Annotated in this window: 22 protein-coding genes and 1 pseudogene; 14 read left to right on the top strand and 9 right to left on the bottom strand. The window is 71.8% G+C overall.

The features are described 5' to 3' along the window. The first annotated feature begins 4 nt into the window (after positions 1-4). The 5 genes from ACZ6I3_RS08225 to ACZ6I3_RS08205 all read left to right on the top strand — a co-directional run bounded on the left by ACZ6I3_RS08225 (position 5) and on the right by ACZ6I3_RS08205 (position 5,017). Positions 5-1,213: an ROK family protein gene (locus ACZ6I3_RS08225; protein ID WP_469412781.1), complete on the top strand. Its 1,209-nt coding sequence runs from the start codon at positions 5-7 to the stop codon at positions 1,211-1,213. Between the two features lie 142 nt (positions 1,214-1,355). After that, on the top strand, positions 1,356-1,958 hold the full coding sequence (locus tag ACZ6I3_RS08220) for an N-acetylmuramoyl-L-alanine amidase (protein ID WP_469412779.1): 603 nt from the start codon (positions 1,356-1,358) through the stop codon (positions 1,956-1,958). A gap of 128 nt (positions 1,959-2,086) precedes the next feature. Further along, positions 2,087-2,482 carry a luciferase domain-containing protein gene (locus tag ACZ6I3_RS08215; protein ID WP_403887634.1) on the top strand — a complete coding sequence of 132 codons (396 nt, stop codon included), beginning with the start codon at positions 2,087-2,089 and terminating at the stop codon, positions 2,480-2,482. Between the two features lie 6 nt (positions 2,483-2,488). Beyond that, positions 2,489-3,658, top strand: coding sequence for a bifunctional class I SAM-dependent methyltransferase/NUDIX hydrolase (locus ACZ6I3_RS08210; protein WP_469412776.1), 1,170 nt, complete (start codon positions 2,489-2,491; stop codon positions 3,656-3,658). A gap of 123 nt (positions 3,659-3,781) precedes the next feature. Continuing rightward, on the top strand, positions 3,782-5,017 hold the full coding sequence (locus ACZ6I3_RS08205) for a phosphodiester glycosidase family protein (RefSeq protein ID WP_469412774.1): 1,236 nt from the start codon (positions 3,782-3,784) through the stop codon (positions 5,015-5,017). 35 nt (positions 5,018-5,052) lie between these two features. Here ACZ6I3_RS08205 and ACZ6I3_RS08200 read toward each other — a convergent pair whose 3' ends face one another. From ACZ6I3_RS08200 to ACZ6I3_RS08175, 6 genes are all read right to left on the bottom strand, one after another. Continuing rightward, entirely contained in the window at positions 5,053-5,247 is a 195-nt protein-coding gene (locus ACZ6I3_RS08200; RefSeq protein WP_189724366.1) for a hypothetical protein, read from the bottom strand. 111 nt (positions 5,248-5,358) lie between these two features. Next, positions 5,359-6,222 carry a phosphatidylinositol-specific phospholipase C/glycerophosphodiester phosphodiesterase family protein gene (locus tag ACZ6I3_RS08195; protein ID WP_469412772.1) on the bottom strand — a complete coding sequence of 288 codons (864 nt, stop codon included), beginning with the start codon at positions 6,220-6,222 and terminating at the stop codon, positions 5,359-5,361. Between the two features lie 185 nt (positions 6,223-6,407). Next, positions 6,408-7,481: an acyl-CoA dehydrogenase family protein gene (locus tag ACZ6I3_RS08190; RefSeq protein WP_469412770.1), complete on the bottom strand. Its 1,074-nt coding sequence runs from the start codon at positions 7,479-7,481 to the stop codon at positions 6,408-6,410. Continuing rightward, complete coding sequence (locus tag ACZ6I3_RS08185; RefSeq protein ID WP_469412767.1) at positions 7,478-8,659, bottom strand: acyl-CoA dehydrogenase family protein; 1,182 nt, start codon at positions 8,657-8,659, stop codon at positions 7,478-7,480. Before ACZ6I3_RS08185 ends, ACZ6I3_RS08190 begins: the two co-directional genes overlap by 4 nt. After that, positions 8,656-9,624, bottom strand: coding sequence for an NADPH:quinone oxidoreductase family protein (locus tag ACZ6I3_RS08180; protein ID WP_469412766.1), 969 nt, complete (start codon positions 9,622-9,624; stop codon positions 8,656-8,658). Before ACZ6I3_RS08180 ends, ACZ6I3_RS08185 begins: the two co-directional genes overlap by 4 nt. 95 nt (positions 9,625-9,719) lie before the next feature. Further along, positions 9,720-10,292 (bottom strand): helix-turn-helix domain-containing protein, encoded by a 573-nt coding sequence (locus tag ACZ6I3_RS08175; RefSeq protein ID WP_469412764.1) that lies wholly within the window; start codon positions 10,290-10,292, stop codon positions 9,720-9,722. Between the two features lie 77 nt (positions 10,293-10,369). Here ACZ6I3_RS08175 and ACZ6I3_RS08170 point away from each other — a divergent pair, with 77 nt between their 5' ends. The 5 genes from ACZ6I3_RS08170 to ACZ6I3_RS08150 all read left to right on the top strand — a co-directional run bounded on the left by ACZ6I3_RS08170 (position 10,370) and on the right by ACZ6I3_RS08150 (position 15,345). Further along, positions 10,370-11,311 (top strand): NAD(P)/FAD-dependent oxidoreductase, encoded by a 942-nt coding sequence (locus tag ACZ6I3_RS08170; protein ID WP_469412763.1) that lies wholly within the window; start codon positions 10,370-10,372, stop codon positions 11,309-11,311. A gap of 142 nt (positions 11,312-11,453) precedes the next feature. Continuing rightward, positions 11,454-12,992, top strand: coding sequence for an ATP-dependent DNA ligase (locus ACZ6I3_RS08165; RefSeq protein ID WP_469412761.1), 1,539 nt, complete (start codon positions 11,454-11,456; stop codon positions 12,990-12,992). Then, a complete protein-coding gene (locus tag ACZ6I3_RS08160; protein ID WP_469412760.1) occupies positions 12,989-13,456 on the top strand; it encodes an NUDIX hydrolase in 468 nt (155 codons plus the stop codon). The genes ACZ6I3_RS08165 and ACZ6I3_RS08160 overlap by 4 nt, the downstream gene beginning before the upstream one ends. Before the next feature lie 241 nt (positions 13,457-13,697). Continuing rightward, positions 13,698-15,083, top strand: coding sequence for an NADP-dependent succinic semialdehyde dehydrogenase (locus ACZ6I3_RS08155; RefSeq protein WP_469412758.1), 1,386 nt, complete (start codon positions 13,698-13,700; stop codon positions 15,081-15,083). Between the two features lie 25 nt (positions 15,084-15,108). Then, on the top strand, positions 15,109-15,345 hold the full coding sequence (locus ACZ6I3_RS08150; RefSeq protein WP_215122895.1) for a DUF6213 family protein: 237 nt from the start codon (positions 15,109-15,111) through the stop codon (positions 15,343-15,345). Between the two features lie 75 nt (positions 15,346-15,420). Here ACZ6I3_RS08150 and ACZ6I3_RS08145 read toward each other — a convergent pair whose 3' ends face one another. Beyond that, positions 15,421-16,086 carry a thiaminase II/PqqC family protein gene (locus ACZ6I3_RS08145; RefSeq protein WP_469412756.1) on the bottom strand — a complete coding sequence of 222 codons (666 nt, stop codon included), beginning with the start codon at positions 16,084-16,086 and terminating at the stop codon, positions 15,421-15,423. A gap of 179 nt (positions 16,087-16,265) precedes the next feature. On the opposite strand from ACZ6I3_RS08145, the pseudogene ACZ6I3_RS08140 reads away from it, so the two are divergent. From ACZ6I3_RS08140 to ACZ6I3_RS08130, 3 genes and pseudogenes are all read left to right on the top strand, one after another. Then, positions 16,266-17,336: pseudogene (locus ACZ6I3_RS08140) on the top strand (type III polyketide synthase); the annotation flags it as partial. 1 nt (position 17,337) lies between these two features. Further along, complete coding sequence (locus tag ACZ6I3_RS08135; protein ID WP_469412754.1) at positions 17,338-18,552, top strand: cytochrome P450; 1,215 nt, start codon at positions 17,338-17,340, stop codon at positions 18,550-18,552. 7 nt (positions 18,553-18,559) lie between these two features. After that, positions 18,560-19,081, top strand: a complete 522-nt coding sequence (locus ACZ6I3_RS08130; protein ID WP_469412752.1) for a cupin domain-containing protein — start codon at positions 18,560-18,562, stop codon at positions 19,079-19,081. Here the strand turns inward: ACZ6I3_RS08130 and ACZ6I3_RS08125 are convergent. Continuing rightward, complete coding sequence (locus ACZ6I3_RS08125; protein ID WP_469412750.1) at positions 19,078-20,304, bottom strand: acyl-CoA dehydrogenase family protein; 1,227 nt, start codon at positions 20,302-20,304, stop codon at positions 19,078-19,080. The two genes, ACZ6I3_RS08130 and ACZ6I3_RS08125, sit on opposite strands and share 4 nt — an antisense overlap. Positions 20,305-20,479: 175 nt before the next feature. Between ACZ6I3_RS08125 and ACZ6I3_RS08120 the strand changes: the two genes are divergently transcribed. Next, positions 20,480-21,124, top strand: coding sequence for a TetR/AcrR family transcriptional regulator (locus ACZ6I3_RS08120; protein WP_469412748.1), 645 nt, complete (start codon positions 20,480-20,482; stop codon positions 21,122-21,124). A 101-nt stretch (positions 21,125-21,225) separates the two neighbouring features. Here the strand turns inward: ACZ6I3_RS08120 and def are convergent, their stop codons facing one another. Then, positions 21,226-21,765 (bottom strand): peptide deformylase, encoded by a 540-nt coding sequence (def, locus tag ACZ6I3_RS08115; RefSeq protein ID WP_469412746.1) that lies wholly within the window; start codon positions 21,763-21,765, stop codon positions 21,226-21,228. Positions 21,766-21,893 lie beyond the last annotated feature (128 nt).

Here is a 21,893-nt window from a genome sequence, read left to right as displayed (position 1 = left end):
AGGCATGACCGCACCGCTGCACGAGGCGCACCCGGCGGGGCCCGGACGCGCGCTGCCCGACACCCAGCAGGGCATGCGCCGCCGCAACCTCGCCCGTGTCCTGCACGCCGTCCGCGCCGAGGGGCCGTTGTCCCGGGCCGTCGTCGCGTCGCGGATCGGGCTGACCAGGGCCGCGGTGTCGACGCTCGTCGACGAACTCGTCCGCTCGGGGCTGATCGAGGAGCTGGGGCCCGAGCGGCCCGGACGGGTGGGCCGCCCCGGCTCCGCGCTCGCTGTCAGCGGACGGGGCCCGGCCGGGATCGGCGCGGAGATCGGAGTCGACCATCTCGCGGTCTGCGCCGTCGACCTGCGCGGCACGACCAGGGCGCGGGCGATACGGACGGGCGCGAACCGCGGCCGCTCACCCGGGCCCGTGACAGCGGAGCTCACCGAACTGATCGGCCGGGTCGTCGCCGAGGCGGAGGGCGAGGGCCTGTGGCCCGCCGGGCTCGCCGTGGCCGTACCGGGTCTGGTGGCGCGCGACGCCCGGACCGTCGTCCGCGCCCCGAACCTCGGCTGGCACGACACGGACCTCGGTGCCCTGCTGCCGGCGGACCTGCCGCTGACCGTGGACAACGAGGCCAACTTCGGCGCGCTCGCCGAACTCTGGCTCGAGGACGGCACACCGCGCGACTTCCTGCATGTGTCGGCGGAGATCGGCATCGGTGCGGCCGTCGTCGTGGACGGCGGACTGCTGCGCGGAACCCGCGGTTTCGCGGGCGAGTTGGGACATGTGCCGGTCCGGCCGGACGGGCCGGCGTGCGCGTGCGGCGGGCGCGGATGCCTGGAGCAGTACGCCGGTGAGGAGGCGGTGCTGCGTGCGGCGGGCCTGGAGCCGGACGAGGACCGCGTGGGACTGCTCGCGGGGCGCGCGGCAAAAGGCGACGAGGACGTACGCCGTGCCCTGCGCGACGCGGGCACCGCGCTCGGTGTCGCCCTGACCGGGGCGGTCAACCTGCTCGACCCGCAGAGCGTGGTGCTGGGCGGGGAGCTGTCCGGTCTCGCGCCCTGGCTGCTGCCCTCACTGCGTGAGGAGCTGGCGCGGCGCACCGCGGGTCCGGCCTGTCCCGTGTCCGTGTCACGGCTGGGCCCGGAGGGGCCGCTGCTGGGGGCCGCGCACTCGGTCGTGCGGGCGGTGCTGGACGATCCGGCTGCCGTCGCCGAGCGGGCCTGACCCCCCGGACCGCCCGAATCACCCGATGGGGTGGGCGAGTTATCCACAATCCCCGGCCCGTCCACCGAACCACGTCGCTCCCTCCTGACGGACCGGCAGGCGCCGTACCGTGATGATCCGTCGAAGCGAAAGGCATCCCGTCATGGACCAGGCAGCACCGCTCCCCAGCAGGCGGGGCGTCCTCGTGGGCGCCGCCCTCACCGCCGTCCCGTACGTCCTGCTCCCAGGTACCCGGGCCGCCGCCCGGCCCCAGGCCCCCGACCACCCCGGGGCCGAATGGCACCCGGCGACCGGCGCCAACTACACGGCGTCGAACCGCCCACGCGGCCATCCCGTCGACCGCGTGATCATCCACGTCGCGCAGACGACCTTCGCCGGCACCCTGTCCATCTTCCGGAACCCGAGGAAGCAGGTGTCCGCGCACTACGTGGTGCGCTCGGCCGACGGCCATGTGGCGCAGTGCGTGCGCGAGACCGACATCGCGTGGCACGCCGGGAACTGGGACTACAACAAGCGCGGCATCGGCATCGAGCACGAAGGCTGGGTGGACGAGCCCTCGTACTTCACCGACGCCGTGTACGAGGAATCGGCCCGGCTCACCGCGGCGATCTGCGCGCGGCACGGCATCCCCCGGAACCGGACCCACATCATCGGCCACCACGAGGTACCGGGCAGCGACCACACCGACCCGGGCCGCCACTGGGACTGGCAGCGCTACATGAGACTGATCGGAGAGGCCGCCTGAGAAGAGGCCACCCGAGCCGCCCCTCCCCCGCTCTCGTCGCCCGCCCTCCTCCCTCACCCCACCTCACGTCCCGGTTACAAAGCGCTCAACCTCTGGTTGCGGCACGGTAAGCACGCAACGATGGGGCCATGACTCTGGCCCAGCGCGCCATGGAGCGACTGCAGGCCTGGCCCGACCTGATGCCGGGCCCGGCGAGTTGCGGTACCGGACGGGCGCTCCGTTCCGTCCGTGACGAGATCGTCCACTTCCACTCGGCACGGGACGTGGACCTCCACCTCACCCGCCGGGCCATCCAGCGCTTCCACTACGACCTTGCCGGTTCGAGCGCGATCCACCTGGTTCCCGGATCGTCCTGGGTGACGGTCCACCTCGACTGCGAGGCCGACGTCGACCTGCTGCTGAGCCTGGTGAGCATCGCCCTCAAGGCCCACCAGACCCCGCCCGCCGCCGACGAGCCGCGGCCCGTCGGATGCAACTTCCACCGGGTCAGGGTGCTTCCGCGCGACGCCGCCGCGGGCGGCTGAGCCTTGGTGACACCAGCGGAGGACGCCAACGCCGAGGCCTGGCGTGCGTACGGAGTTCACCACCTGCGGCGGGGCACGGAGCTGCCCGAGGTGGCGCGGATCGACTGGGGTTGCGAGGGCGCCGGGCCGGGGGCCGAGGTCCTCGGGGAGCTCGCGGGCCGGCGGGTGCTGGACCTCGGGTGCGGTCCGGCACGGCACGCCGCCCATCTGGTGCGTGACCGCGGCGCGCTGGTGGACGCGGTCGACGCCTCGGACGGGCAGTACGAACGGGCCCGTGCCCGCTATGGCTCCCTGCCCGGGCTGCGGCTGGTCCTGGCCGACGCGGTGGAGCATCTGCGCACGGCGGAGCCGTACGACGTCATCTACTCCCTGCATGCCGTCCCGTATCTCGACCCGCACCGGCTGCTGCCCGCCCTGGCCTCGGCGCTCAGGCCGGGCGGCAGGCTCTGCTTCACTGTGCTGCACACCAACTCGCGTGGTGACGGACCCTCGGACCGGGTCACGGCCCGGCCCGAGATCCTGCGACTGGCCGGCGGCGGTGACACCACCGTCCACATGTGGGTCCTCACCCCGGGCCTCTGGACGGAGCTGCTCACCGAGTACGGGTTGCGCGTGGAGCATGTCGAGGTCCTCGACACACCGGAGGCCGGCAACCACGCGTCCTACCGGCTCTTCCAGGTGACCCGGCCCGTCCGCGTCTCCTCCCGGCCGCGCGTCGACCGGCCGCCGCCGGCCCATGCCGCGCTCGGGGTCGGCGCCATCCTGTACGGGCCCCGCGGACTGCTCCTGGGCCGGCACCGGCGCGGGACGTGGGAGCTGCCCGGCGGGACGGTGGAACCCGGGGAGTCGTTGCGGGAGACGGTGGTGCGCGAACTGCGCGAGGAGACCGGGCTCGCGGCACGGCCGGAGGACGTCCGGCTGCTGGGGACGCTCCTCGACGATGCCGGCGGGGTCGTCCGGGTGACCGTCGCCGCCCGGGTCACCGTCTGGCGGGGCGAGCCGGCGGACCAGCCCGAGGAGAGCGTGGGCCGCTGGCGCTGGTTCGGCCTGGACCGGCTGCCTGAACAGCTGTTCGTGTGCAGCGCGCAGGCACTCACGGCTTGGCGGCCCGGCCTGCCGATCGACCACTCGCCCGCGCACTACACGCCGTACGCCACCGGAACGGACGGCAGCTGAAGCACCCGGAGGGGTGTGTTTTTCCGACTTTTCCCGCGTAGTCGGCAGTCAGCCGTACTCCTGTGCCCCGACGTCTGGTCCACTGCCCTGAGGACTTCTGACGAGGCATCAGGGGGTACGGCGGTGACAGGTCGTCACAAGCGGCGCGGAGCAGGCAGAGCGGTCCTGGCGTTTCTCACGGCGTTCGGCGCACTGGTCGGTGCGGGGGTGGCGGGGGCGGCCGAGGCCGACGCCGTCCAGAAGCATGTCCGTGTCGCGCCGGGCGTCACCTACGAGCACTTCGACATCCAGGCGGCCAAGGGGGTGACACACGCGCATGTGCTGAAGGTCGACCTGGGCAACCCGCGCGTACAGGTCGACCTGCTGTACCCCGGGGCGGTGGCCTCGCGGGCGCTGGTCTCGCGGATGGCCGACGCGCAGGAGGCGGTCGCCGGCGTCAACGGCGACTTCTTCAACATCACCGAGACGCAGCACCCGGGCGTCGAGGCGACCGGCGCGAGCGTGGGTCCGGCTATCACGGCCGGGCGGACGCTCAAGGCGGCCGTGCCGAACGGCCAGCGGTTCGGCCCGGAGCTGCCGCCCGGCACCACCACCGAGGACGTGTTCGGTGTGGGCACCGACGGACGGGCCCGGCTGGACCGGCTGGCCCTCGACGGCTCGGTCCGCGCCTCCGGGAGTCGGCTGCCGCTCGGCGGGCTCAACCAGTACGCGCTGCCGGTGGGTTCCGTCGGCGCGTTCACCTCCGAGTGGGGCAGCGCCTCCCGGGTGCGCGCCACCTGCGGCACGGACACGGACCGTGCGGCTCCGTGCAGTACGGACACCTACGAGGTGACGGTCCGCGACGGCAAGGTCGTATCGGCCGCCGACACCCCCGGCCGCGGTCCCATCGCCGCGGGGACGACCGTGCTGGTCGGCCGGGAGGCGGGCGCTCAGAAGCTGCGGAAGTTCTCCACCGGTGAAGCGGTCGAGATCGAGCACGCTCTCGTCGCGGCCACGAGCGGCGTCCCGTACCGTCTCGCCGTCGGCGGCTACCCGGTCCTCTCGGGCGGCCGGCCGCTGCCGGGTCTGGACGACACGGCGTCGGCCGTCCGTACGGCCGTGGGGCTCGCCGACGACGGGCGGCGCATGCTGCTGCTCGCGCTGGACGGCGGCGCCGCCTACCGCAGCGGCCTGACGATCGCCGAAGTGGCCGACACCATGCGGCGGCTGGGCTCACAGGACGCCTTGAGCCTGGACGGCGGCGGATCGTCGACGCTGGTCGCCCGGAAGCCGGGCGCGAGCACCGTGTCCGTACGCAACCACCCCAGTGGCGGCGCCGAACGCGCCGTCCCGAACGGCATCGGCGTGTTCTCGGGCTAGGCGACCGCGAAGCCCCAAGGCCTCAAAGCCTCTCCTCAGGGCCTCAGGCTGCTGACGATCTCCGCCGTCGCCGTGATGCCGCTGTGGATGGTGGGGGCGATGCTCGTGCTGGCCAGGTAGAAGCCGAGCAGCAGGCAGACCAGCGCATGGGAGACCTTCAGCCCGCCGTTGCGCAGGAAGATCACCGCAAGGATCACGAGCAGCAGCACCACAGAGATGGAAATGGCCATCGTCAACTCCTCCGCCACGCCGCCCTATCCGATTCACGGCGTTCGGCCGCAAGTGTGGCGTAGCGGAGGGTTCGTCCGGTGGGCTGACCTGTCCGCCGAACGTGTGAAGTCCTACGCCGCCCGGCGGGCGTCCAGGAACGCCTCCAGTCCGGCGAGGTCGTCGGTGTTGAGGTGGTCGACGTCCGCGGCGAGCAGTTCCGCCCACACCGCGTCACGGGCGGGCCCGGCCAGATCCGGGGTCGCCCAGAACCGCACCTTCTGCCGCCGCGCGTGCGCGGCCCGGACGATGCCCCGCAGCTTCTCCCGCTCGGCGTCCGGGAACGCGCCCACGCCCTGCCAGGTGAAGTTGAGCGTCCAGTTGTCGCTGATCAGCGGGACGACGGAGGCCGGGGCCTGGCTGCCGAGGTCGGCGAGGCGGCTGTCGTAGAAGGCGCGCCGCACGCTCTGGGCCTCCATGGGGGCGCGGGCCGCGCGGTCGCCGGAGATCACGGCGGTCACCGGGCCGGGGAGCACCCGGCCGTGGGCGTACGTCGTGAACAGGTGCCGGTAGCGCCTGAGGTGGCGGTCGAGCTCGAGATACGTCGACGAGCCCTCGGTCTTGATGTCGACGAGGAGTTGCAGCGAGCCGCGGTACCCCCGGTACACACGGCCGCGGTTGGCCCGGACGCGGGCCGCGAGCGGGTCGAGGTAGAGGGACTCGAGGGTGCGGGACGGGTCGAGGTCCTCGGGGTCGTGGGCGACGAGAAGCCGGTCGCCGACGAGGTAGATGTCGGCCTCGACGCTGCCGAACCGGTGGTCGAGCGCGTCGAGGAGGGGGCGCGGGTGCTCGTAGTCGTTGTGGGCGTGGGCACGCCACAACGGGCGGCACCCGTGCCGCCGTTCGCCGGCCGCCGCGGGGGTGGCGGGGAGGGCGACCGAGCCCGCGAGGGCGGCGCCGAGGGTGGTGAGGGCTCTGCGTCGGGTGGTGAGGGCCATGCTCTGCCTCCCTGGAAGGGCCTTACGGGAACCCTGCGAGTATGGGGTCCCGGCAGGCCCAGGAAGCAGGCCCGTGCACGGAGTTGGCCGGACCGCCGCCCCGGGTTCACTTCACCGGAGCGGTGCGCACGAGAAAGCCCGCCCCAGGTGGGACGGGCTTTCCCCGCGCGTCGACCAGGTGTACGTCAGGGGGCCTGGAGGTCGACGAGTCCGGCCAGGGCCTCGCGGTGCGCGCCCGCCGTGCCGTAGGCGATCGAGTCGGCCTTCGCGCGCTTGAGATACAGGTGCACCGGGTGTTCCCACGTCATGCCGATGCCGCCGTGCAGTTGCAGTGCCTCCTCGGCGGCGTGCACGGCCACGGGTGCCGCGAAGGCCTGGGCGACGGTGACGGCCACCTCGACGTCCTCGCCGTTCGCCAGCGCGTCGGCGGCGTTGCGGGCGGCCGCGCGGAGGTTGACGACCTCCAGCCACAGCTGGGCCAGCCGGTGCTTGAGCGACTGGAAGCCGCCGACGGGCCGGTTGAACTGCTTGCGTTCCTTCAGATAGCGCACGGTCTCGGTCAGTGCCCAGTCGGCGAGCCCGAACTGTTCGGAGGCGAGCAGTCCGGCTCCGGCGGTCAGGGCCCGGCGTACGGCGGGTTCGGCGTCGCCCAGCAGCCGGCCCGGCACCCCGTCGAGCGTGACGGTCGCCAGCGGCCGGGTCAGGTCCAGGGAGACCTGGGGCGTGACGGTCGCCGCCGTGGCGTCGACCGCGTAGAGGCCGCCGTCGTCGGCGGGCACCAGCAGGACGTCCGCGACGGCCGCGTCCGCGACGCCGGTCAGCTCGCCGCCCAGCCGGCCGTCCTCGTGCCGGACCACCTTGTAGGCGGTGCCCGGTGCGACGTTCAGCGCGACGGCGAGGGCGCCGATCCGCCGTCCGGACGCCAGGTCGGCGAGCAGGTCGTCGGCGTCGCAGGCGAGCAGTGCCTCGGTGGCGACGACGGCGCTGGTGAGGTAGGGCACGGGAGCGACCGCGCGGCCCAGCTCCTCCAGGACTACGGCGGCTTCGCGGTGCGTGGCACCCTGACCGCCCTTCGCCTCGGGTACGAGGAGCCCCGCGAGGCCCATGCCGTCGGCGAGCGCCTTCCAGGCCTCACGGTGGTGCGGGGTGTCCGACTCGGTGCGGGCGATCACGCCGGGCGCGTCGCAGTGGTCGGCGAGCAGGTCCCGTACGGCGGCCCGCAGCGCCTCTTCCTCCTCGGAGTAGAGAAGATCCGTCATCGGGCCAGGTCCTTCCAGGCGACGTCCTTGTCGGTGCGCGGTTCGGCGGGCAGGCCGAGGACGCGCTCGGCGACGATGTTCAGCAGGACCTCGGTGGTCCCGCCCTCGATGCTGTTGCCCTTGGAGCGCAGATAGCGGTAACCGGCCTCGCGGCCGGTGAAGTCGACCAGTTCCGGGCGGCGCATGGTCCAGTCGTCGTACAACAGGCCCTCCTCGCCGAGGAGTTCCACGTCCAGGCCGCTGATCTCCTGGTTGAGGCGGGCGAAGGCGAGCTTCATGCCGGCGCCTTCTGGACCGGGCTGGCCCACGGCGAGCTGCTGGCGCAGCCGTTCACTGGTGAGCCGGGCGGCCTCGGCCTCCACCCAGAGCTTCAGCAGCCGCTGATGCAGGTCGTGGGTGCGCAGCTCGGGCCGCTCTCGCCAGGTCTTGGAGACGAGTCCGATCATGCCGCCCTCACGGGGCAGCCGCATGCCGCCGATGGCCACGCGCTCGTTGTTCAACGTGGTCTGCGCGACCCGCCAGCCGTCGCCGGCCTCGCCGAGGCGGCGCGCGTCCGGGATCCGGACGTCGGTGAGGAACACCTCGTTGAACTCGGCCTCACCGGTGACCTGCCGCAGCGGCCGCACCTCGACACCCGGGTCGGTCATGTCGCAGATGAAGTACGTGATGCCCCGGTGCTTGGGCACGTCCGGGTCGGTGCGGGCGATGAGGATCGCCCAGCGGGAGTTGTGCGCGCCGGACGTCCACACCTTCTGCCCGTTGACCACCCAGGTGTCACCCTCCCGTACCGCGCGGGTGCCGAGGGCGGCGAGGTCGGAGCCGGCGCCGGGCTCGCTGAACAGCTGGCACCAGACCTCCTCGCCGGTCCACAGCGGCCGCAGATAGCGCTGCTTCTGCTCCTCGGTGCCGTACTTGAGGATCGTCGGGGCGGCCATGCCGAGCCCGATGCCGTTGCGGCGCGAGTCGTTGTCGGGAGCGCCGGCCGCCTCCAGTTCGGCGTCCACGACGACCTGCTGCGAGCGCGGCGCATCGAGCCCGCCGAGGCCCTCCGGGTAGTGCACCCAGGCGAGTCCGGCGTCGAAACGGGCCCGGAGGAAGTCCAGGCGGTCGGTCGAGGCAGGCGGATGGGCGGCCAGCAACTCCCGGGTACGGCGGCGCAGTTCCTCGGCGCTGGTCATGCTGCTGCCTCCTCCATGACGACGGCGATCCGTCCGGTGGTCAGGCCGTCCGCGACCTTCTGCACGGCGGCGGCCGCCCCCGAGAGCGGGACGCGCTCGCTCACCAGCGGCTTGATCGCGCCCCGGGCGGCCAGCTCGGTGAGCTGCTCGTGGCAGTGCTGGACCAGCTTCGGGTTCTTGGTGTTGTAGAGGCCCCAGTGCAGGCCCATGATCGAATAGTTCTTCACCAGGGCGTGGTTGAGGGCCGGGCTGGGGATGGTGCCGCCGGCGAAGCCGACGACGATGATGCGCCCCTCGAAGGCGACGACCTTGGCGGACTGGGTGTAGGCCTCGCCGCCGACCGGGTCGTAGACGACGTCGGCGCCCCGGCCGCCGGTGGCCTCCTTGACGGCGGCGACGACGTCCTCGGCGCGCCGGTCGATCACGACGTCGCAGCCCAGCCCACGGGCGACGGCCGCTTTCCCGGGGCCGCCGACGACACCGATGACGGTGGCGCCGGCGGCCTTCCCGAGCTGCACGGCCGCGCTGCCGACCCCTCCTGCGGCAGCGTGGACGAGCAGGGTCTCGCCGGCTTCCAGGCCGGCCCGGCGGTGCAGTCCGAACCAGCCGGTCTGGTAGCCGATGTGCAGGGCCGCGGCCTCCGCGTCGTCCAGGGCGTCCGGCGCGGGCAGCAGGGCGGCGGCATCGGCGACCGCATACTCGGCGAAGCCGCCGTGGGGCAGTGCCGGGTTGGCGATCACCCGGCGGCCGTCCTCGGTCTCGCCGCAGATCTCCACGCCGGGGGTGAAGGGCAGCGGCGGCCTGACCTGGTACTGGCCCCGGCACAGCAGGGCGTCCGGGAAGTTGATGTTCGCGGCACGCACCTTCAGCAGGACCTGGCCGTCGCCGGGCACCGGCCGCGCCACGTCCGCCAGGCGCAACACCTCGCCCGGCTCGCCGTTCTCGTGCACTTGCCATGCCTGCATGCGGGGCCTCCACGGGACTGCGTCGACTGCGTCGTACGACCGGGGTCGGTTCGCATACTAAGCGGTTGCTTGCCGATCAGGGAACAGTCATCGGGTCACGACTTCCTGGGCCGCGCCCGCACATGCATCCGCTCCCCCTGCGGACCGAACAGGCTGAGGAACTCCACGGGCCCCTCCCCCGTCGACCCGAACCAGTGCGGCACCCGCGTGTCGAACTCGGCGGCCTCCCCCGCCGTGAGCACCACGTCGTGCTCGCCCAGCACGATGCGCAGCTTCCCGGACAGCACGTACAGCCACTCGTAGCCCTCGTGCGTGCGCGGATCCGGCTCCTGCCTGCGCTGCGGCTCCAGCACCTTGTAGGCCTGGAGGCCGCCGGGCTGGCGGGTGAGCGGCCAGTGGGTACGGCCGCCCATCACGATCGGCCTCGACCGCACGCGCGGGTCACCCGCCGCAGGGGCGCCGACCAGCTCGTCCAGGGCCACCTGGTGAGCGCGCGCGATCGGCAGCAGCAGTTCCAGACTGGGTTTACGCAGTCCGGATTCAAGCCGCGACAGGGTGCTGACGGAGATGCCGGTGGTCTCGGAGAGCGCCGCCAGGGTCACCTCCCGCTCCTTGCGCATCTGTCGCAGCCGGGGGCCGACGCCCGCGAGTACCTCGTCCGTGGTCATGGTCGTATTGCAGGTTCGGCAAACATGTTTGTCAATACCGCCGGTCCGGGGCGACGCTCGGCAGTGGAGGTGGTCACATGACCGGGACGTACACCGAGAAGTACGAAGTCGTGGTCGTCGGCGGCGGCGCCGCGGGTCTGTCGGCGGCGCTGGTGCTGGGCCGGGCACGGCAGCGCACGCTGGTCGTCGACGCGGGCGAGCCGCGCAACGCGCCCGCCGCGCACATGCAGGGCTTCCTGACACGGGACGGTATGCCGCCCGCCGAGTTCCTCGCCATCGGCAGAGAGGAGATCGCGCGCTACGGCGTCGAACTCGTGCGGGACCGGGTGGTGGAAGTGACGAAGGGCGAGGACTTCGCCGTGGTGCTGGCCGGCGGGCGGACCGTGCGGGCCCGGCGGCTGGTCGTCGCGACCGGGCTGAAGGACGAGCTGCCGGCGGTCCCAGGCCTGGCCGGGCGGTTCGGCCGGGACGTGCTGCACTGCCCGTTCTGCCACGGCTGGGAGGTGCGCGACCAGCCGTTCGGCGTGCTCGGTACGTCCCCGAAGAGCGTGCACCAGGCGCTGATGGTGTCCCAGTGGTCGAAGGACGTGCGGTTCTTCCTGCACACGGTCGCCGAGGAGGAGCTGTCCGACGAGGATCTGCGCCGGCTCGCCGCGGCCGGCGTCGACGTGGTGCCGGGCGAGGTCGCGGGGCTGGTGGTCGAGGACGACCGGCTCACCGGCGTCCGGCTCGCCGACGGGGCGACGCACGCCCGCTCCGCGCTGTTCGTGGCCCCGCACGCCGTCCCGCAGACCGGCCTGCTGGAACAGCTCGGCGCCGAGCTGCAGGAGACGCCCTTCGGCGCGTATCCCGTGGTCGACCCGACGGGCCTGACGACCGTGCCCGGCGTGTGGGCGGCCGGCAACGCGATCGGCTTCGCCGAGCAGGTCGTGCACGCGGCGAGCGGCGGCTACCGGGCGGCGTCCGCGATCGTCGGGGATCTGCTGATGACGGACCTCGACGCGGCAGCCGGACTGTAGAAGGGCCGCTTCCCGGCCGTCGGCGACCGGCTGGTGACGAACCTGAAACCCGCCCGGGAGCTCCCGGCGGCACCCGTCGCCGGCCGGACCCCGGCACCGCCGCCCGGGTGTAGAGGCGCCGCCGGAGGTGCACCATGGCTGCATGCTGCTGCACCGGCTGGCCCGAGTGTCCCAGGAGGTCGCCGCCACCTCGGCGCGGTCCCGGAAGACGGCCCTGCTCGCGGAGCTGTTCCGGGACGCGGAGGCGGACGAGGTGCCGATCGTCATCCCGTATCTGGCGGGACGGCTGCCGCAGGGCCGGATCGGCGTCGGCTGGAAGACGCTGAGCCGCCCGGTCGCCCCGGCCGAGGAACCGGGCCTGACCGTGCGGGAGGTGGACGCCCGGCTCGCGGAGCTGAGCAAGGTGTCCGGCCCCGGCTCCCAGGCGGAACGGGCCCGGCTGGCCGGGGAGTTGATGGGCGCGGCCACCGAGGACGAGCAGCGGTTCCTGCTCGGGCTGCTCACCGGCGAGGTGCGGCAGGGCGCGCTGGACGCGGTCGCGGTCGAGGGCCTGGCCCAGGCGACCGGGGCGCCCCCGGCGGACGTACGGCGGGCGGTGATGCTCGCGGGCTCGCTCCAGACGGTGGCCGAGGCGCTGCTCACGGACGGCCCCGCCGCCCTGGACCGCTTCCGCCTCACCGTCGGCCGCCCGGTCTGGCCGATGCTGGCGCACAGCGCCTCCTCGGTCGCCGAGGCGGTGGCCAAGCTCGGCGCCTGCGCGGTCGAGGAGAAACTGGACGGCATCCGCGTCCAGGTGCACCGGGACGGCGACACGGTACGGCTCTACACCCGCACCCTCGACGACATCACCGGCCGTCTGCCCGAAGTGACGGCCGCCGCTCTGGAGTTGCGGGGCGAGCGCTTCATCCTGGACGGGGAGGTGATCTCCTTCGACGCGGGCGGCCGCCCCCGCTCGTTCCAGGAGACCGCCGGTCGCGTCGGCTCCCGCGCGGACGTGGCGACCGCCGCCCGAGCCGTCCCCGTCTCCCCCGTCTTCTTCGACGCGCTGTCCGTGGACGGCCGCGACCTGCTCGACCTGCCGTTCGCCGAGCGGCACGCGGAGCTGGCCCGGCTGGTCCCCGAGCCGATGCGGGTGCGGCGCACGACGATGTCCGGCCCGGACGGCGTGCCCACGGCGGAGGAGTTCCTCGCCGAAACCCTGAAGCGAGGCCACGAGGGTGTGGTCGTCAAGGCGCTGGACGCCTCCTACAGCGCGGGCCGGCGCGGCGCGTCCTGGCTGAAGGTCAAGCCCGTCCACACGCTCGACCTGGTGGTGCTGGCCGCAGAGTGGGGCCACGGCCGCCGCACCGGCAAGCTCTCCAACCTCCACCTCGGCGCCCGCACCGCCGACGGCGGCCTCGCCATGCTCGGCAAGACCTTCAAGGGCATGACCGACGCGCTGCTGACCTGGCAGACCGAACGGCTCCGGCAGCTCGCCGTCGACGACGACGGCCACGTCGTGACCGTACGCCCGGAACTCGTCGTCGAGATCGCCTACGACGGCCTGCAACGCTCCACCCGCTACCCGGCCGGCGTCACCCTCCGCTTCGCCCGCGTGATCCGCTACCGGGAGGACAAGCGCCCTCAGGACGCCGACACGGTGGAGACCCTGCTGGCCGCGCATCCGCAGGTGCGTCCGTGAAGCGCAGTGCGGGCCTGCTGCTCTTCCGGAGGGGACCCCGCGCCGACGACGGCCCGGAAGTGCTGCTCGGCCATATGGGCGGCCCGTTCTTCGCCCGGCGCGACGCCGGGGCATGGACCGTCCCCAAGGGCGAGTACGAGCCCGACGAGTCCGCCTGGGCCGCCGCCCGCCGCGAGTTCGAGGAGGAACTGGGGCTGCCCCCGCCCGACGGCGAGGCCATCGCCCTGGGCGAGGTCCGGCAGACAGGCGGCAAGATCGTCACGGCGTGGGCGATCGAGGCGGACCTCGACCCGGCGACGATCGTGCCCGGCACGTTCCGGATGGAATGGCCCCCGAAGTCGGGACGGCTCCAGGAGTTCCCCGAACTCGACCGGGTGGCGTGGCTCCCCCTCGACCGGGCCCGCGAGGTGATCGTCAGGGCACAGGCGGCGTTTCTCGACCGCCTGGCGGAGCACTCGCCCTGAGGGGTCCTTGCACTATGCCCGCCCGGGTCGCGCGGCCTGGCACCGCACCTCGCCGCGTTGCCGAAGAGTCCTAGTAGCTCCGCTACGAGGACTCTCCGGCGCCTTGCGATGCACGGCACCAGACCACGCGACCTCATCGGACGCGCATAGTGCAAGGACCCCTGAGCAGACGCTCCCGCGTTGCGGTCCCCTCCGTCGCGCGGGAAGGTCGAGACACAGCCCGCACCGAGGGAGGTCAGCCATGCCCATCGCGACGGTGAACCCGGCGAACGGCGAGACGCTCAAGACGTACGAGGCCATGGGCCAGGAGGAGATCGAGCGCCGGCTCCAGCTCGCCCAGGCCACGTTCCGCACGTACCGGACGACGACGTTCGACGAGCGCGCCCGGCTGCTGAACAAGGCCGCCGACCTCCTCGAAGAGGATCAGCAGGACATCGCCCGCGTGATGACCACCGAGATGGGCAAACCGATCCAGCAGGCCCGGGCCGAGGCCGCGAAGTGCGCCAAGGCGATGCGCTGGTACGCCGAGCACGCCGAGGAACTGCTCGCCGACGAGGAACCCGCCGACACCGATGTGAAGGACTCGGGCGCCTCACGCGTACGCGTGCGCTACCGGCCGCTGGGACCGGTGCTGGCGGTGATGCCGTGGAACTTCCCGCTGTGGCAGGTGGTCCGCTTCGCCGCGCCCGCGCTGATGGCGGGGAACGTGGGCCTGCTCAAGCATGCCTCGAACGTCCCGCAGACCGCCCTCTACCTGGAGGACCTGTTCCACCGGGCGGGCTTCACCGAGGGCTGTTTCCAGACCCTGCTGATCGGCTCCGGCGCGGTCGACGAGATCCTGCGCGACGAGCGGGTCAGGGCGGCCACCCTCACCGGCAGCGAGCCCGCGGGCCGCGCGGTCGCCTCCACCGCCGGCGAGATGGTCAAGAAGACCGTGCTGGAGCTGGGCGGCAGCGATCCGTTCGTCGTCATGCCCTCCGCCGACATCGACCGGGCGGCGAAGGTCGCGGTGACCGCGCGGGTGCAGAACGCCGGGCAGTCCTGTATCGCCGCCAAGCGCTTCATCGTGCACACGGACGTCTACGACGCCTTCGCCGAGCGTTTCGCCGAGGGCATGAGGGCGCTGAAGGTCGGCGACCCCCTGGCCGAGGACACCGACGTCGGGCCGCTCTCCAGCGAGCAGGGACGGCGCGATGTGGAGGAACTGGTCGACGACGCGGTGCGCGTCGGCGCGCAGGTGCTGTGCGGTGGTGAACGGCCCGAGGGGCCCGGCTGGTACTACGCGCCGACGATCCTCGCCGGCATCACCCGCGAGATGCGCATCCACCGGGAGGAGGCGTTCGGCCCGGTCGCCACGCTGTACCGGGCGGGCGACCTCGACGAGGCCGTTCTGATCGCGAACGACTCGCCCTTCGGGCTGAGTTCGAACGTGTGGACGCGGGACGAGGCCGAGGTGGACCGGTTCGTACGGGATCTGGAGGCGGGCGGTGTGTTCGTCAACGGGATGACCGCCTCCCATCCGGGGTTCCCGTTCGGCGGGGTGAAGCGGTCCGGGTACGGCCGTGAGCTGTCCGGGCACGGAATCCGGGAGTTCTGCAACATCACGACTGTTTGGCACGGTGCGTGAGTCTTGCGGGGCTACGATCCCGTCTGTGAACCGCGAAGTGACTCTGCCGTTGATCGTCGACGACCACGGGACCTTGCAGGTGGCTGCGGCGGATGTCAGCAAGCTGTTGCGGACGTTGGGGGGTCGGTGGGTGCGGTTGGTGGAGGCCGGGGAGTCGGGGCTGGACGAGGACACGGTCGCGGCGTTGACGATCGAGCTGGCGAAGCTGGCCGATCGGATTGATGTGGCTTGTATCGCGCACAGCAGTGGGGGTGCGACCTGAGCTGTGCGGGTGCGAGTGCGTGGGGGTTGATCGCGCCCACGCGGCGGAGCCGCAAATCGATACAGCCCCGCGCCCCTAACGAACTGCACTCAACGCGTTCCAGAACATCGCCTCGTACTGCTGGAGCAGGTGGCCATAGCCAGCTGCCAAGGACTCGTTCAGTTGCCCGGTGTCCAGGCCCGCCTGTACCGCCGCCGTTGCTCTCTCGTCCAGTTCGGGTGACGGGTCCGCGAAGAAGTCGAAGAACGCGCAGGCCTCGTCCGTGAAGCCGTAGTGAGTCCGTAGGGCCTTCGTGATCGTCGCGCAATAGCCGCCCCATGCCGAGAAGTTGGCCGTCAGGGCCAGGACGATGTCCGCCGGTGAGCCGTTGAGGGACAGCCAGGCGACGTACGCGGGGTAGGCCTGGCAGCCGGCGAGCGGTTCGTACGACGCCGCCGTCGTCTCGTCCACGCCGCACGCCTGTGTGAGCGAGGGCAGCAGTTCCTCCGCCAGTGCCTCGCCCTCCGCGAGGCTCCGGAAGAAGGCCGCGGCCTCGGGGGCGGTGACGAGGGAACGCTCGGCCAGATGGAGGAACGCGCGGCGGTCCGCGGGGATCACCCAGGACTGTTCCAGGGCGAGGGCGGCGAGGGCGGCGCGAGGGGCCGTGCCCTCGGCGATCCGGGGGACCAGCGGGTTGGACCGCGGGTCCGGGGCGAGTCGGGCGGTGGTCGTCCGCAGCAGGTCCCGGGCCGTGCGCGTCATCGCGTCCTCCGTCGGTGCGTGTCCTCGGACAGGTCTGCCCCGAGCCTGGCACGGGGTCCCCGAAATGGAGCAGTCCGACGCGAAGTCGGCGTCCCACCGGGTGATCGTGGATGGACCACCCTCTGAGGTGAACCACCTTCTGACCGGGAGGCGAAAGGCCTTCCGGGAGGCGAAAGCAGGCACGGTTCATGGCGACTTTGTGCAGACCCTCGGTGTCCGTTCCAGAGCACGTGATCACGATGGAGGAGACGCTTGAGCTGGCGCGGGAGCGCCACGCCGATCACCCCCAACTGCCGCTGGCCCTCCGGCTGATCGAGAACACCGGCGTACGCACGCGGCACATCGTCCAGCCCATCGAGGAGACCCTGAAACACCCCGGATTCGCGGAGCGCAACAAGCTCTACGAGGCCGAGGCCAAGGCGCGGGTGCCCGCGGTCATCCAGGAGGCGCTCGACCACGCCGAGCTGCTCACCACCGACGTGGACGTGATCATCTACGTGTCGTGCACGGGCTTCATGATGCCCTCGCTCACGGCCTGGCTGATCAACGAGATGGGCTTCGACCCGACCACCCGGCAACTGCCCATAGCCCAGCTGGGCTGCGCGGCCGGCGGCGCTGCGATCAACCGGGCGCACGACTTCTGCACGGCCTACCCCGAGGCCAACGCGCTGATCGTGGCCTGCGAGTTCTGCTCGCTGTGCTACCAGCCCACCGACATCGGTGTCGGCTCGCTGCTGTCCAACGGCCTGTTCGGTGACGGCATCGCCGCCGCCGTGGTCCGCGGCCGGGGCGGCGAGGGCATCAGCCTGGAGCGCAACGGCTCGTACCTGATCCCGAAGACCGAAGAGTGGATCATGTACGACGTACGGTCGACCGGCTTCCACTTCCTGCTGGACAAGCGGGTCCCGGCCACCATGGAGCCGCTCGCCCCGGCGCTGAAGGAACTGGCGGGAGACCATGGCTGGGACGCCTCCGACCTGGACTTCTACATCGTCCACGCGGGTGGTCCCCGAATACTCGACGACCTCAGCACCTTCCTGAAGGTCGACCCGCACGCCTTCCGTTTCAGCCGGGCCACGCTCACCGACTACGGCAACATCGCCAGCGCCGTCGTTCTGGACGCGCTGCGCCGGCTGTTCGAGGAGGGCGGCGCCCAGCACCGGGCACGCGGGCTGCTCGCCGGGTTCGGACCCGGCATCACCGCCGAGATGGCCGTGGGCCGCTGGCACCGCGCGGACGAGACGATGTGAGATGAGCAAAGAGACGATCACCGAAACGCTGCCACCGGTCCGCGACTGGCCCGCGCTCGACCTGTCCGGCGCGGACTTCGACCCGGTCCTGCGGGAGCTGATGGACGAGGGCCCGGTCACCCGCGTCAAGCTGCCCAACGGCGAGGGCTGGGCCTGGCTGGTCACCCGCTACGACGACACGCGGATGGTGACCAACGACCCGCGTTTCAGCCGCGAGGCCGTCATGGACCGGCAGGTCACCCGGCTCGCACCGCACTTCATCCCGGCGCGTGGCGCGGTCGGCTTCCTCGACCCGCCGGACCACACCCGGCTGCGCCGCAGTGTCGCCGCCGCGTTCACGGCGCGCGGGGTGGAACGGGTGCGCGAGCGGTCCCGCCGCATGCTGGCGGAACTGGTCGAGGAGATGCTCCAGGACGGCCCGCCCGCCGACCTCACCGAGTCCGTGCTCAGCCCGTTCCCCATCGCGGTCATCTGCGAGCTGATGGGTGTCCCGGCCGCCGACCGGCAGGACATGCACCGCTGGACCCAGCTCATCCTGTCCTCCTCGCACGGCGCCGAGGTCAGCGAGAAGGCCAAGCAGGAGATGAGCTCCTACTTCGCCGATCTGATCGGTGTGCGCGAGGGCAGCACGGGTGAGGATGTCGCGTCCCTGCTCGGTGCCGCCCTGGGCCGTGGCGAGATCACCCTGGAGGAAGGGGTGGGACTCGCGGTGCTCCTCCAGATCGGCGGCGAGGCGGTCACCAACAACAGCGGCCAGATGTTCTACGTCCTGCTGACCCGGCCCGACCTGGCCGACCGGCTGCGCGCCGAGCCGGAGATCCGCCCTCAGGCCATCGACGAACTGCTGCGCTGGATCCCCCACCGCAACGCGGTCGGCCTGTCGCGGATCGCCCTGGAGGACGTGGAGATCAAGGGCGTGCGGATCCGGGCGGGCGACGCGATCTATGTGTCGTACCTGGCCGCCAACCGTGACCCGGAGGTCTTTCCGGACCCGGAGACGATCGACTTCCTGCGCAGCCCCAACCCCCATGTGTCCTTCGGGTTCGGCCCGCACTACTGCCCGGGCGGCATGCTGGCCCGGCTGGAGTCGCAACTCCTCGTCGACGCGCTCCTCGACGGCGTTCCGGGCCTGCGGCTCGCCGTACCCGCCGAAGAGGTGCCGTTCAGGAAGGGCGCGCTGATCCGCGGTCCCGAGGCCCTGCCCGTGACGTGGTGAGCGGGCGATGACGGCGACGGAGGGACTGCTCGTACCACCCGGCCACGGCCGGGTGGTACAGGCTCCTGCCCAGCACGTCACGTTCAAGGTGACCGGCTCGCACTCGCGCATGGCCTCCACCTTCGAGGTGGTCGTGCCGCCGGGCTTCGACGTCGGCGCCCATGTGCACACCCGCAGCGAGGAGTTGTTCTACGTACTCGAGGGCGAGCTGGACGTCCTCGCCTTCGAACCGCGCGTCCGCACCCCCGACACCTGGCGGAAGTGGGAGTCCACTTCGGGCAACCGGGTGGTGCGCGCGACGCCGGGAACGGTGATCGTCGTACCCCCGGGCTGCCCGCACGCGTTCGCCAACCCGACGGACGAACCCGCGAAGATGTTCTTCCAGGCGAGCCCGCCGCCGGATCACGAGCGGTACTTCGAGGAACTGCTGGAGATCCTCGGCAGCGGAGGGCCGCCCGATCACGCGGCGATCCAGGAGCTGCGGGCGAGGTACGACATCGAGCAGCTGACGCCGCTCAGACACCGTTAGCGGATGGGCGTGCCGGCCAGGGTCCGGGCGATGACCAGGCGCTGGATCTCGCTCGTGCCCTCGAAGATGGTGTAGATCGCGGCATCGCGGTGCATCCGCTCCACCGGGTACTCCCTGGTGTAGCCGTTGCCGCCCAGGATCTGGATCGCCTGGCCGGTGACCTTCTTGGCCGTCTCGCTCGCGAACAGCTTGGACATCGAGCCCTCGGCGGCGGTGAACGGCCTGCCGTTGACCGCCATCCAGGAGGCACGCCAGACGAGGAGCCGGGCGGCGTCGATGGACGTGCGCATGTCGGCGAGCTGGAACGCCACGCCCTGGTTGTCGATGATCGGCCGGCCGAACTGCTCGCGTGTCTTCGCGTAGTCCAGCGCGACCTCGTACGCGGCCCGGGCCGTACCGACCGCCATGGCCCCGACCGCGGGGCGAGAAGCCTCGAACGTGGCCATCGCGGCGTTCTTCACGCGCTCGCCGCCCTGCTTGGCCCTCTCCCGGGCGCGGGCGAGGCGTTCGTCCAGCTTCTCCTTGCCGCCGAGCAGGCAGGAGCCGGGAACGCGCGCGTTGTCCAGGACGACCTCGGCGGTGTGCGAGGCGCGGATGCCGTGCTTCTTGAACTTCTGTCCCTGGGTCAGACCGGGGGTGCCCGCCGGGACGATGAAGGACGCGTGGCCCTTGGAGCCGAGTTCCGGGTCGACCACCGCGACCACGACATGGACGTTGGCGATACCGCCGTTGGTCGCCCAGGTCTTGGTGCCGTTGATCACCCACTCGTCCTTGGCCTCGTCGTACACGGCCCGCGTCCGCATGGAGGCCACGTCGGAGCCGGCGTCGGGTTCGGAGGAGCAGAAGGCGGCGACCTTGACGTCGTTGGCGTCGCCGTACATCTGGGGGATCCAGGTGCCGATCTGCTCCTCGGTGCCGTTGGCGAGGACGCCGACGGCGGCGAGGCCGGTGCCGACGATGGACAGGGCGATGCCCGCGTCGCCCCAGAAGAGTTCCTCCATCGCCATCGGTATGCCGAGGCCGGTGGGGTCGAAGTACTGCTGGGCGTAGAAGTCCAGGGAGTAGATGCCGACCTTGGCGGCCTCCTGGATGACCGGCCAGGGAGTCTCCTCACGCTCGTCCCATTCGGCGGCCGCGGGTCGGATCACATCGGCGGCGAAGCCGTGCAGCCAGTCCCGGACCTCCTTCTGTTCGTCGTTGAGCTCCATGGTGAACTCGGCCATGTCGTCCCCTCCAGCGGCGGCACACGTGCATGTTACTTGCGGTAACACCATCCTGTTACCGGTGGGTAGTCGAAGTCAACTCCTACCGACCGGTCGGCACCCGTTCGATGTCCGGTGCATGCTTGGGTGTTAGTTTGCGCTGGCGTCATCGAATCAGCACGGGTGGGGAGAGCACATGGACACCACGCAGCGGACCGATCAGCAACGGTCCGCCGACCGCCGGCGGCGCGAGCTGCTGGAGGCCGCGGACCGGGTGGTGCTGCGCGACGGCCCGCAGGCCTCGATGAACGCGATCGCCGCGGAGGCGGGCATCACCAAGCCGATTCTGTACCGGCACTTCGGCGACAAGGGCGGACTTTACGCGGCCCTTGCCAAGCGGCACACGGACGCGTTGCTGGACTCGCTGCGGGCGGCGGTGGACGCGCCGGCGGACCGGCGGGAGCGGGTCGAGGCGACGTTGGACACGTACCTCACGGCGATCGAGCTGCGACCTCAGGTGTACCGGTTCCTGATGCATCCGGCGGAGGGGAGCCAGCAGGGGGACCAGGGGTTCGATGTCGGCGTGCACAGCGCGCCCCTGTTGCGGCGGATGGGTGAGGAGCTCGCCCAGGTCATCGAGGAGCGGCTGGATCTCGGGCCGGGTGGGCAGCAGCTGGCGCGGGTGTGGGGGCATGGGATCGTCGGCATGATGCATGCGGCCGGGGACTGGTGGCTGGGGGAAAGGCCCTGTTCTCGGGCGGAGTTGGTGCGGAGTCTGGCTGATCTGTTGTGGGGACGGCTTGCCGCTGTGGGGGACCGGGTCGGGGGTCCGGGGTTCTGACCGTTGTGTTTCGGCTGACCGCCGGTGGGGGTTGTTCGCGCCCACGCGGCGGAGCCGCATATTGAACACAGCCCCGCGCCCCTGAAGAAGGCGGATCACCCTCACCGGCGCCAAGAGGATCTGGCTACTTGGCGCATCAGTTTGCGGTGGCGCCAGCCGCTCAGGTGGTCCGCGTAGATGCGGCCCTCCAGGTGGTCGCACTCGTGTTGCAGGCAGCGGGCGAAGAAGCCCGTGCCGTGGACGGTGACCGGGTCTCCGGTCACCGTGAAGCCCTCGACCACCGCGTGGTCGTGGCGTTCCGTGCCCGCTTCCAGGCCCGGCAGGGACAGACAGCCCTCCGGGCCCCGGATCACCACCCCGTCGGCCTCGACCAGGCGCGGGTTGACCACGTGGCCCAGGTGGCGGACGTCCTCGTCGTCCGGGCAGTCCCAGACGAAGACCCGCAGCGACTCGCCGACCTGGTTGGCGGCGAGGCCGACGCCCTGGGCGGCGTACATGGTCGCGAACAAATCCTCGACGAGCCGGGCCAGTTCGGGGCCGAAGTCGGTGACCTCCGCGCAGGGGGTGTGCAGGAGCGGGTCGCCGTGCAGCGTGAGGGGTCTCACGCGGCCGTGGGCGCCGGGGATGGGGCTGTGTCGCATGGCGGCAAGAGTAAGGTCCTTGTCGGTCCGCGCCTCCCACACGAGTTCGCCACAGTGCCGCTGTTCGGGAGTGCTAATGGATCTCGATAGGCTGAGGTCCACACCACGTGGCCGTCAGGCTTCAAGGC

It is taken from the genome of Streptomyces sp. NPDC041940 (assembly GCF_055589465.1).
This window is presented reverse-complemented; position numbering and strand designations above follow the sequence as displayed.